This is a genomic window from Candidatus Palauibacter australiensis (genome assembly GCA_026705295.1).
GTDB classification, from domain to species: Bacteria; Gemmatimonadota; Gemmatimonadetes; order Palauibacterales; family Palauibacteraceae; genus Palauibacter; species Palauibacter australiensis.
In genome coordinates this window covers 1-11,777 of record JAPPBA010000162.1, presented here as the reverse complement: position 1 = coordinate 11,777, position 11,777 = coordinate 1, and the positions used below count along the sequence as shown (strand labels likewise).

Annotated in this window: 7 protein-coding genes; 4 read left to right on the top strand and 3 right to left on the bottom strand. The window is 70.7% G+C overall.

The window, feature by feature from the left end:
* The 3 genes from OXN85_13570 to OXN85_13560 all read left to right on the top strand — a co-directional run.
* The coding region (locus tag OXN85_13570) for a DUF1552 domain-containing protein (GenBank protein ID MCY3600990.1) at positions 1-928 on the top strand (928 nt) is incomplete at its 5' end.
* Complete coding sequence (locus tag OXN85_13565; protein ID MCY3600989.1) at positions 925-2,715, top strand: ankyrin repeat domain-containing protein; 1,791 nt, start codon at positions 925-927, stop codon at positions 2,713-2,715. The genes OXN85_13570 and OXN85_13565, both read left to right, overlap by 4 nt.
* A 28-nt stretch (positions 2,716-2,743) precedes the next feature.
* Positions 2,744-4,738 (top strand): ATP-binding cassette domain-containing protein, encoded by a 1,995-nt coding sequence (locus OXN85_13560; GenBank protein MCY3600988.1) that lies wholly within the window; start codon positions 2,744-2,746, stop codon positions 4,736-4,738.
* A gap of 64 nt (positions 4,739-4,802) precedes the next feature.
* Here the strand turns inward: OXN85_13560 and OXN85_13555 are convergent, their stop codons facing one another.
* The gene (locus OXN85_13555) at positions 4,803-7,160 is read right to left on the bottom strand and encodes an SLC13 family permease (protein ID MCY3600987.1); all 2,358 of its coding nucleotides are present in this window, start codon (positions 7,158-7,160) and stop codon (positions 4,803-4,805) included.
* Positions 7,157-9,439, bottom strand: a complete 2,283-nt coding sequence (locus tag OXN85_13550) for an amino acid permease (GenBank protein ID MCY3600986.1) — start codon at positions 9,437-9,439, stop codon at positions 7,157-7,159. The genes OXN85_13555 and OXN85_13550 overlap by 4 nt, the downstream gene beginning before the upstream one ends.
* Positions 9,440-9,629: 190 nt before the next feature.
* Between OXN85_13550 and OXN85_13545 the strand changes: the two genes are divergently transcribed.
* Complete coding sequence (locus OXN85_13545) at positions 9,630-10,916, top strand: acyl-CoA dehydrogenase family protein (GenBank protein ID MCY3600985.1); 1,287 nt, start codon at positions 9,630-9,632, stop codon at positions 10,914-10,916.
* Between the two features lie 74 nt (positions 10,917-10,990).
* On the opposite strand, the gene OXN85_13540 is transcribed toward OXN85_13545, so the two are convergent.
* Positions 10,991-11,777, bottom strand: a 787-nt coding sequence (locus OXN85_13540) for a phosphotransferase (protein ID MCY3600984.1), incomplete at its 5' end; no start/stop codon positions are given.

The window sequence follows — 11,777 nt, the reverse complement described above, 5'->3', positions numbered from 1 at the left end:
CTCCATGCAGCTCTGCATCGAGAACGTGGACCAGTCGGGGGGCTGCGCGTACGGCTACGCCTGCGTCTACACGGACACGATCAGCTGGAAGTCACCGACGGAACCGCTCCCCATGATCCGCGATCCGAGGGTCGCGTTCGACCAGTTGTTCGGCGCCGGAGGGAGTGCGGAGGAACGCGCCGCCCGCCGCCGGGCGAACCGGAGCGTGCTCGACTTCATCGCGGGCCGCATCGGTGAACTCCGCCGGGAGCTGGGACCCGTCGACGTCCGCCGGCTCGACCGCTACCTCGACAACGTGCGGGAGATCGAGCGGCGCATCGAGCGCGTGGAGACGCAGAACCGGAGCGGCGACGAGCGGGCGCTTCCCGAGGCGCCGGCCGGCGTGCCCGACTCGTTCGTCGAGCACGTGCAGTTGATGTTCGACCTCCAGGCGCTCGCCTTCGAGTCCGACATGACGCGCGTGTTCTCATTCAAGCTGGGGCGCGACTCGTCGGCCCGGGTCTTCCCCGAGAGCGGCGTCGACAAGCCGTTCCACCCGGCCTCGCACCACGGCGCCGACGAAGAGAACATCGACGACTTCGCGCAGATCAACCGCTTCCACGTGTCGATGGTCCCGTACCTGCTCGAGCGGCTGCGGAACACGATGGACGGCGAGACGGATCTGCTCGAGAAAACGATGGTCATCTACGGCTCGCCGATGGGCGATCCCAACGTACACAACCACAAGCGCTGCCCCCTGTTCGTGGCCGGCGGCGCGAACGGGAAGCTGGACGGCGGGCTCCACGTGCGGGCCGCGCCGGGCACGCCGATGGCCAACGCGCTCCTCTCGCTCATGCACACGCTCGGGCTGGAGGACGTCGAGCGGTTCGGAGACAGCACCGGCGCCCTGTCGCTCGCCGCCCCCGACACGAGCGCGGCCGGCTCGTGAAGCGGGACGGGCGCCGCCGGATGGCCGCGGCGCTGAAGCCGCCGGCGGTCGCGCTGCTGGCGGTACTTCTGAGCGGCGCGCTCTCGCCCGATTCGCCGGTCGCCGACGCCGCGATGACGGGCGATCTCGCCGCCGTGCGGGCGCTCCTCTCCGATGGCGCAGACGTGAACGCGCCGCAGGGCGACGGCATGACCGCGCTCCACTGGGCGGCGCGCGCCGCGAACGGCGACCTGGCCGGGCTGCTCCTCGAGGCGGGCGCCGATGTCGGCGCCATCACCCGCATCGGCGCCTACACGCCGCTGCACCTCGCGAGCGAAGTCGGCAGCGCGCCGGTCGTGCGCCTCCTGCTCGACGGCGGCGCGGAGCAGACCGCGACCACCGAAGACGTAGGCGGCGCGACCCCGCTGCACCTCGCCGCCGCCGCGGGCAGCGCGGACGCCGTTCGCCTGCTCCTGGAGCACGGCGGCGACGCCGACGTCCGGGAGGCGCGCTGGGGCCAGACGCCGCTCATGTACGCCGCGGCGCTCGGCCGGGAAGCCGCCGCGCGCGCGCTGCTCGACGGCGGCGCGGATCCCGCCCTCGCGACGTGGGTGACGGACATCACGGCCGTGACCGAGTGGTCGCAGGCCGACCGCCGCGCCCGCAGCGCGCGGATGCGCGGCGAGCCCGAACCTCCCGTGCCACCGCGCCCCGCGCCGTCCGACAAGCCCCTGGTCGCCGGCTCGGAAGTCTCGGGCGCGCGTCCTGTCGTGGAGGACGAAGAGGGTTACGAGCGCCCGATCGAGGAGCCCGAGCCGCTTGGCTACGGCGACCTGATCGGCGGCCACGGCGGCATGACGGCTCTGCTTCACGCCGCCCGCGAAGGGCACGCCGGCACCGTGCGTGCGCTCATCGGGGGCGGCGCGGACATCGACCAGGTGAGCGGCGGCGACCGTACGAGCCCCATGCTCATCGCGATGATCAACGGCCACTTCGACCTCGCCATGGAACTGTTCGAGGCCGGGGCCGATCCCCAGCTCGCCTCCGCCGCCGGCGCGACGCCGCTCTTCGCCGCCCTCAACGCGCACTGGGCGCCGAAATCGCGCTACCCGCAGCAGCACGCCTACGGGCAGCAGCGGCACGGCTATCTCGACATCATGCGACGCCTGCTCGACGCGGGCGTGGACCCCAATGCCCGTCTCGAGAAGCACCTGTGGTGGGTGTCGTACAACTTCGACCTCCTGCAGATCGACCTGAAGGGCGCGACCCCGTTCTGGCGCGCCGCGTACTCGCTGGACGTTGAGGCGATGAAGCTTCTCGTCGAGTACGGCGCCGACCCCCACCTCGCCACGATCAAGGTGCCCCCGCGGCGTCTCCCGGCCTGGGACCGCGAGAAGCGCGACCTGTCCGGCGTCCCCCCCGTGCCCGTGGGCGGCCCCGCCGACTATCCCATCCACGCCGCGACCGGCATCGGCTACGGCCAGGGCTTCCCCAGCAACGCCCACCGCTACGTCCCGGACGGCTGGCTGCCGGCCATCCGCTATCTCGTCGAGGAACTCGGCGCCGACGTGAACCAGCGCGACGACGAGGGCTACACGCCGCTCCACAACGCGGCCTCGCGCGGCGACCTCGAGGTCATCCGCTTTCTCGTCGAGCGCGGCGCGGACCCGACCGCCGTGAGCCGCGTCGGCCAGACCACCGCCGACATGGCGAACGGCCCCTACCAGCGCACCCAGCCCTTCCCCGAGGCCGTCGCGCTGCTCGAGAGCCTCGGCTCGAAGAATAACCACAACTGCGTGTCCTGCTGACCCGCAGTCCGTCCTCGCCACTCCAGCCATGATCACCGTCTCCAGCCTCGGAAAGGCGTTCGGCGGCCAGGTCCTCTTCCGCGACGCGACGTTCCTCCTCAACCCCGGCGAGTGCTACGGCCTCGTGGGCGCGAACGGATCGGGCAAGACCACGCTCCTCAACATCCTCGGCGGCACCGAGGACGCGACGGAGGGATCCGTCACCATCCCGAAGCGCCTCCAGGTCGGCGTCCTGCGCCAGGACCACTTCCTCCACGACGAGGAGGAGATCCTCGGCGCCACCCTGATGGGGAACCCGGACCTGTGGCGCGCCATGGTCGAACGGGAGGCGCTGATCGAGGCGGAAGATGGAGACTTCGACGCCGACCGTTTCTCCGAACTCGAGGAGACCTTCCAGCGCCACGACGGCTACACGGCCGAGGCCCGCGCGGGCGAGATCCTCGAGGGCCTCGGCTTCCCGAGCGAGATCCACCGCCGTCCGCTCTCCACCCTCTCCGGCGGGTTCAAGCTCCGCGTGCTGCTCGCCCAGGCACTCGCCGGCGCGCCCGACGTCCTCCTTCTCGACGAGCCGACGAACCACCTCGACATCCTCTCCATCCGCTGGCTCGAGAAGTTTCTGCGGGAGTTCAAGGGAGCGATCGTCGTCATCTCCCACGACCACCGTTTTCTCGACAATATCGCCACGCACATTCTCGACATCGACTATGAGACGGTCACCGCGTACAAGGGCAACTATGACGACTATCTGATCCGAAAGAGGGAGGACCAGGAGAGACGTGAGAAGGAACTCGCGAACCGCGAGCGCGAGATCGCCCACCACCGACAGTTCGTCGACCGCTTCCGGGCCAAGGCAAGCAAGGCGCGGCAGGCCCAGAGCAAGCTGCGTCTCATAGAGAAGCGGGCGGAGGCGCTGCAGCCGCTCCCCGTCTCCTCGCGCCGCTATCCGAACTTCCGCTTCGAGTCCCGCCGTCCGAGCGGCCGTACCGTTCTCGGCGTCGAAGACGTGAAGAAGGCGTTCGGGGACGGTGACGAGCTGAACGAAGTCCTGCACGGCGTCGATCTCACCCTCGAGCGCGGGGACCGCATGGCGATCATGGGCCCCAACGGGATCGGGAAATCCACCCTGCTCAAGATCGTCATGGGCGAACTCGAATCCGACGCCGGCCGCGTCTCGTGGGGCTACGAGACGCACCCGAGCTATTTCGCGCAGGACCAGGAGGCCCGCTTCGATTCGCCGGGGCAGACGGCCGAGGACTGGATCGCGGGTTTCTGCGCCGGCCGGACGCTCGGGTTCGTGCGCGGCGAGATGGGGCGCGTGCTCTTCTCCGGCGACGACGCGAAGAAACGGGTCGGCAACCTCTCCGGCGGCGAGGCCGCCCGCCTCGTCTTCTGCCGGATGGCGATCGAGCGACCCAACGTCCTCGTCCTCGACGAACCCACGAACCACCTCGACCTCGAATCCATCGAGTCGCTGGTCGAAGCCCTCCGTAGCTACGACGGCACGCTCATCCTCGTCTCGCACGACCGCTGGTTCGTCTCGCAGCTCGCGACCCGCATCGTCGAGATCTCCGAGGACGGGATCCGCGACTTCCGGGGAAGCTACGAGGAGTACGTCCACTACTGCGGGGACGACCACCTCGATGTCGACACCGTCGTCCTCAAGGCCCGGAGAGAGAAGCGCGCCGCCCGCGATGCCGCCGCCGGAACCCGCAGCGCCGCCGACCTCCCCGCCGGGGGCAACTCGCGACGTGGTGCCAACGCGGGCATCGCGCGGGGCAACCGGAACCGCTACCGCGGCGGCTCGCTGCGGAAAAAGCTGAACGACGTTACGAAGCGGATCCAGGCGACCGAGACCCGCCTCGCCGAGATCGACGAGATCTTCGCCGACCCCGCCTTCTACGCCGACACCCCCGTCGAGGAAGTGCGCACACTCGAAACCGAACGCGCCTCCCGGCAGAGCGAACTCGACGAACTCATCGGCGCCTGGGAACGCATCGAAACCGAACTCGCCCACCTCGACTGAAGGCGCCCGATCGACCCGGGGCGGGCCATCTCGCACACAGCATCTCGCGCGGCCCCCCGCCTGCCTACAGCGGCCAGACGATGGGGAGGAAGAAGACGACCATCAGCAGCAGGAGCAGGAAGAGCGGCGCGCCGACCTTCGTGTAGTCCACGACCTTGTAGCCGCCCACGCCCATCACGAGCAGGTTCACCGGGTGGCCGAAGGGGCTCAGGAAGGCGCACGAGGACCCCACCGCGACGACCATGAGCAGGGCCCGCGCCGAGAGATCCAGTTCGGTCGCGGCGCTGAGCGCGATCGGCGCGACGAGCACGGCCACCGCCGAGGTGGGGACGAACTGCGCCGCGAGCGCGCAGATGAGGAAGAGGCTCGCGATGAGCACCCGCGGTCCCATCTCCGCCGCCCGGCCCACGACCTCACGCGCGATGAGTTCCGCCGTGCCGGAGTCCTCCATCGCGAGCCCGAGCGCGAGCATCCCCCCAAGGAGCATGACGACCCGCCATTCCACGAAGGTGTAGACCTCGTTCCCCTTCACGCACCCCGTACACACCATCAGGAGCGCCCCGAGCAGCGCGGCGATGTACACGGGGAGCAGGTTCAGGGAGGCCGCAAGGATGAACCCCACCATGACCCCACTGGCGATCCACGCCTTGTGGACGCGGAACACCTCGTGGAGCTGTCCGTGGAGGACGAGGAAGCGCGGGTCGCGGGCGACCAGCGCGATCTTCTTCCGGTTGCCGTAGACGAGGAGCGCGTCCCCGAACTCGAGCGCCATGCTCGAGATGCGGAGGTTCGAGTGAAAGGCCCGTCCCCCGCGGAAGATCGAGAGCAGGTTCAGTCCGTAGGACTCCCGGAAGAGGACCTCGCGCAGCGTCTTCCCCACCAGATCGGAACTCGGAGCCAGCGTGACCTCGGCGAACCCGACATCCTCCGACTCCAGCTCGCCCACGGAGGGTCGTTCATCCACCGTGACCAGCTCCTGCAGCGCCTCCAGCACGGCGAAGCAGGCCGGGGCCCCCTCGACGATGAGGCGGTCGCCCGCCCGCATCCTCTCCGAGGCGTGCGGCAGGGCGATGTCGCCGCCGTCGCGCTCGATCTCCAGCACCGTGAGATCGAAGGCGCCCCGCAGACGGGAGGCCGCGAGCGTCCGCCCGTCCAGCCAGGACCCGTCCGGGATGTGGAGCCGCATCAACCATCGGTACAGTTCGTACTCCTCGGTAGCGGAGCCGATGTCCGTCCAGCCGACGGATGAGAACTCCGTCGCGTAGCGGAGTTGCTGGAGTTGGTCCTCGCGGCCGAGCAGGAGAAGTGCGTCCCCCGCCTCGAGTTGCACCGTCTGGAACGAGCCGCCCAGCACCTGCCCGCCGCGCCGGATGGCGACGACATGGGCCTGGAAACGGTTGCGGAAATCGATGCGTTGAACCGTGCTGCCGACGAGGTCCGACTTCCCGGCGATCTCGACTTCGGCCAGCACCGTCGAGTCCTTCACGAGACGTCCCAGCGCGTCTTCCGATTCCCTGTGCCTGACGAGGCGACCCCAGGCGCGCAGGCGTTCGAGCGCCTCGATCCGCCCTTCGACGATGAGCACGTCGCCGCTTCGAAGCCGGAAGTCCCGCTCCGGGGCCCGCACGAGGTGCCCTTTGCGGCGCACGGCCAGGAGGTCGTACCCGAGCGCCTGCCCGAGCCGTGCCTCGACGAGCGAGCACCCGTCCAGTGCCGAGTCGGACGGAATCCGGAGCGTGAGCAGCGACTCGGCGAAATGGTAGCGGCCGGTGAGGTCGATCTCGTCGCCCCCTTCGTCGTCCCCGGTGGACCGGTCCGGAAGGAAGTGCCTCCCCGCGAGGACCACGTACAGGACCCCGAGGGTGAGCGCAGTCGCGCCGACGGGGGTGAAGGCGAAGAAACCGAATCCCCCCTGCCCCATGCGCTCGAGTATGCTCGAGAGGAGGATGTTGGGCCCCGTTCCGATCAGGGTCGTCATGCCGCCGAGGAGCGCGGCGAAGGAAAGCGGGATCAGCAGCCGGGACGGGCGCATGCCGAGACGGCGGGAGATGTCGATCACGACCGGGATCAGGAGCGCGACCGCCGCCGTGTTGTTCATCACCCCCGACATGAGCCCCGACGTGAGCATCAGCAGCGCCGTGACCCGCACGGGAGAATCCCCCGCGAGCCGCAACACCTGCGCGCCGACGACGTTCGCGACACCCGTCTTGTAGAGTCCGCCGCTGAGCACGAGCACGGCCGCGATCGTGACCACGGCGGGGTTGGCGAACCCCTCGATGGCGCGGGCCATCGGGATGACGCCGGAGATCGCTAGCGACAGGAGCACCATGAGCGCCACGCCGTCGTAGCGGACCCATTCCGTGACGAAGAGGACGACCGCCACCGCGACGATGGCGAGGACGACGATGACGTCGGCCGTCACGGTCCCGACCCCTGCCCCGGCCCCAGCCCCGGCCTCTGCATCGTCGACACCGCCTGCGCGAGGCCTCGCGCGGCGAGCGTTCCGGCGTGGCGCCGCCGGCCGAGGAGGATGAGCGGCACGTCCGTCCTCCGGGCCACCTCCAGGGCGAAGTCGCCGATCGCCGGTTCGCCGCGGCCCCGCCGTTCCATCCCCATCACCACGAGATCGCTTTTCTGTCCCAGTCTCGCCAACGGTTCGACGGGTTCGTCGGTGTATTCGAAGGCCACCTCATGCGGCCCCGCGGCCTCGTCTCTGGCGAGTCGGCGGATGCCGCGCTCGAGCCTCTGGCGCTGGTCGACGGGCGTGCCGGCTTGGAGCGTGCGCAGGAACGTGACCCACGGCTCGGAGGAACGCGACAGACTGCCGAGCAGGCGGGCGCGCAGTTCGCTGTGGTCGCGCCGCCCGCTCACGGGGACGAGTACGCGCCTCGTCTCCGCGATCCGCCAGCGGGGCGGCGCCCGCACGATGACCACGTCCGCGGCGATTCTGGAGATGAGACCTTCAAGCCGTGACTCCACCCCGGGCTCCGAGAGTCGCGGCAGGCCCACAAGCACCGTTTCGCACGTGCGGTTGTTGGCCACGCGGGCGATCTCGCTCCACACGTCCGACGCGATCGTGAACAGCGTCTCCGGCGGGACCGAGCCTTCGAGACCGCGCCCCACGGACTCGCCCAGGATGTCCTTGGCATCCCGCACGACCGCATCGAGGGAGACGGCGGGACGCCCCTCGCGCGGGATCACCGACAGCAGCAGGAGCCGCCCGACGTTCGGGGCGCGCACGGTCGTGGCCACGTCGACGAGGCTCGCCGCGCTGGCGGGATTCCCGATCGGAACGAGGACCAGGGGGCTGCGGCCGCGCAGCCGCGCCAGGTCGGGATCCCGGGCCTGGGCGCTTGCGTCGGCGACGCGGGCGCCGGGCGCAAGGAACGTGAGGTAGAGCACCGCCCCGAGTCCGAGCCACACCGCGACGACGCGCCCCGCCTCCGGCACGGCGATGGCCTGGAAGATGGCCAGCCCCAGGCAGAGGGCGGCGCCGGCCACCGGGAGCGCGGCCGGCCGCGGGTGGCCCGAGCGCAGGCGGGCCAGCATCGCGGCCCAGTGCACCATGGCGAACGAGACCAGGAAGATCAGGCTCGCCGCGGCGCCGGCTGCGGCGACGTTCCCCACTGCGACGGCGATGAGCATCATCATCGCGCCCGTCGCGGCCACAGCGATGGCGGGCGTCCCCGTGCGTGCCCGCATCTCGCCCACGTGATGTGGCAGCGTCCGGTCCCGCGCCATCGAGAACGCGACGCGCGAGGCCCCGAACAGGTTCGCGTGCAACGCCGACAGCATCCCCATGAGTCCGGCCCCGATCACGAGCCAGTACCCGGCCGGGCCCATGAAGCGCTCAGCCGCCACAGCCACGAGCTCCTCCGGGTGCGCGTCCGCCGCGGCCTGGATCCCCTCGGGCGGCGCGCCGACCGTCGCGACCACGACGAGCAGGGGAATGTAGACGACGAGCGCGATTCCGAGCGACAGGTACATCGCCCGCGGCACGGTACGCTCCGGATCGCGGACCTCCCCTCCGACGGCGGCGATGAGGTCGAAGCCCTGCAGGGCGATGAAGGTGTAGCCCATGGCCTGCAGCAGGCCGAGCGCGCCTTCCGGGGCGAACGGACTCAGGCGCCCCAGCGTCTCGGCGGGAGACCCGGCGGAACCGACGAGCCAGGCCACGAAGCCCCCGGCGATGAGCACCGCGAACACGACGACCTTTCCGATGGTGGCCGCGTTGCCTCCGCCGGCGGCGCGCTGGACGAGGAAGATCGAGTAGCCCACGACCGCCGCGATCGACAGCCCGATCTGCGTCCCGCCGTGTCCGAGCCAGTCCGCAGACATGCCGAGCGCCGGCGCGAGACGCTCCAGGCCTTCCACGAGGAACGCCGCGAAGCCCAGCGCGTAGAGCACGCCCGCGACGATGGACGCGAACCAGACCACCCACCCCACGATGAAGGCGACCTCGATCGAGAGCACCTTCTTCGCGTACGTGTAGATGCCGCCCGATTCCGGGAAGCGGCGCGCGAGGCGCGCGAAGCTCATCGCAGTGAGGAACGCGATCCCCCCGTTGAGGCCGAAGGCGAGGATGGCGGCCGGACCCGCGGTCGCGAACGCGACGCCTGCGAGCGCGAGGACCCCGCCCCCCACGATCGCGCCGACGCCGAGTGACGTCGCGCCGTAGAGCCCCATGTGCCGTTCGCTCATCCCCGAGTCCCTGGAGGTGCCAGCCGCCGGGCCGGTAGCGGTGCCGCTGGCGGTGCCCGTTGTTTCCGTCGGAAGGCCCGCTAATCTTGGGGCCCACCCCGACAATGTCACCCCGACCGCGACCCGGACCCCGCGACCCCGACACTGATCCGACACCCTGACTCTGACCAGACATTCCGACGGAGCGCGCGTGAACGCCCCAGCCCTCTTCTCCACACGGTCCCTCGAACTCCAGGCACGCGTGCGCGCCTTCATGGAGGCGCACGTTCACCCCCACGAGGAGACCTTCCACCGCGAGGTCGAAGCGGCGGAGAACCGGTTCTCCACGCCGCCGATCCTCGAGACGCTGAAGGCGCGTGCGCGGGATGAGGGACTGTGGAACCTCTTCCTCCCGCCCGACGCGGAGCCGGGACGCGGCCGGGACGCGGGTCCGGGGGGCGCGGATCCGGGAGACAAGGACCCGGACTCCCGCTGCGGCGCGGGTCTGTCGAACCTCGAGTACGCGCTCATCTGCGAGGTCATGGGACGCGTCGAATGGGCGCCCGAGGTCTTCAACTGCAACGCGCCGGACACCGGCAACATGGAGACGTTGGCCCGCTACGGGACGCCGGCGCAGCGGGAGGAGTGGCTCGAGCCGCTGCTGGCGGGGGAGATCCGCTCGTCGTTCGCGATGACGGAGCCGGACGTGGCCTCGTCGGACGCAACGAACATCCGCTCCTCCATCGTCCGCGACGGGGACGAGTGGGTCATCAACGGCCACAAGTGGTGGGCGACGCAGGCCCCCCGGGCGGAGTGCCGGCTGTTCATCTTCATGGGAAAGACGGACCCGGACGCGGCGCGCCACCGGCAGCAGTCGATGGTGCTCGTGCCGCGCGACGCCGCCGGCATCGAGGTCGTGCGGCCGCTCGGCGTGTTCGGCTACGACAGCGCCCCGGTCGGCCACGGCGAGGTGCGCTTCACCGACGTCCGCGTGCCGGCCGGGAACATGCTCCTCGGGCCGGGCCGCGGGTTCGAGATCGCGCAGGGTCGCCTCGGCCCCGGCCGCATCCACCATTGCATGCGGCTCATCGGCGTCGCCGAGCGTGCAATCGAGGACATGGCCGAGCGGGCGAGGACCCGCGTCGCCTTCTCCGGCCCCCTCGCCGAGAAGGGCGCGCTCCGCCACGCGCTCGCCGAGTGCCGCATCGCGGTCGACCAGGCCCGGCTCCTCACGCTGCACGCCGCCCACATGATGGACGCCGTCGGCAACAAGGCGGCGCGCCGCGAGATCGCGATGATCAAGGTCGTCGCGCCGCGCATGGCCTGCCGCGTCCTCGACCAGGCGATCCAGGTCCACGGCGCCCTCGGCGTCAGCCCCGACACCTGGCTGGCCGCGGCCTACGCGCATTCCCGCACCCTGCGCCTCGCCGACGGCCCGGACGAGGTCCACCTCGAGGCGCTCGCGAAGCTGGAACTGCGGGGGCCGCGCGGGACGTAGGGGTCGCCGCGGGCCTCCGGCACCTCCGGCAGGCTCGACCGCGCGGTGCGGACCTCAGGCGCTCCGGGCGGACTTCAGGCGCGGCGGGCGAAGCTCCAGCCGGCTTCGGCCAGCATCGGCGCCTTGGCGCCGACTTCCAGCGCGTTCCGCGAACTCGCGTTGCCCTGGAGGGCCCGCGCGTACACGCCCTGGCAGATCGAGGCGAGGCGGAAGAGGCCAAAAGCCATGAAGAACTCCCAGTCCGGCACCCCCTCACGCCCCGTCCGCCGGCAGTACGCGGTCACGTAGTCCTCCTCCGACGGAATCCCCAGCGCCTCGCAGTCCACCTCCCCCAGCCCCTTCCACAGGGGCCCCTCGGGCAGGTGGTACGTCATGCAGTTATAGGCGAGGTCGGCCAGAGGGTGGCCCAGGGTCGACAACTCCCAGTCCACGATCGCGAGCACGCGCGGTTCGGTCGGGTGCAGGATCATGTTGTCGAGCCGGTAGTCGCCGTGGGCGATCGTCGTCTCCTCCCCGGACGCGTCGCTGGCGGGGATGTGGGCGGGCAGCCACTCGCTGAGCGCCTCCATCGCGGGGATCGGGTCGATCCGGGCCGCTTCGTACTGTCGCGTCCAGACGGTGATCTGCCGCGCCACGTAGTCCGACGGTTTTCCGTAGTCCCCCAGACCGACGGCCGCCCAGTCGACCGCATGGAGCCGCGCCAGCGCCTCGTTCATCGCGTCGTAGATCGCCGCCCGTTCCGCCGGAGATTCGACTTCGGGCAAGCCCGGGGCCGACGGCACCCGCCCCTCCACGTGCTCCATGACGAAGAACGCCTGTCCGATCACGCCGGGGTCCTCACACAGGTGGATCATCCCCGGC

Excerpts from the sequence above, each read along its gene's own strand:
- OXN85_13560 (MCY3600988.1), top strand. The coding sequence starts at position 2,744 with ATGATCACCGTCTCCAGCCTCGGAAAGGCGTTCGGCGGCCAGGTCCTC.
- OXN85_13550 (MCY3600986.1), bottom strand. The coding sequence starts at position 9,439 with ATGAGCGAACGGCACATGGGGCTCTACGGCGCGACGTCACTCGGCGTC.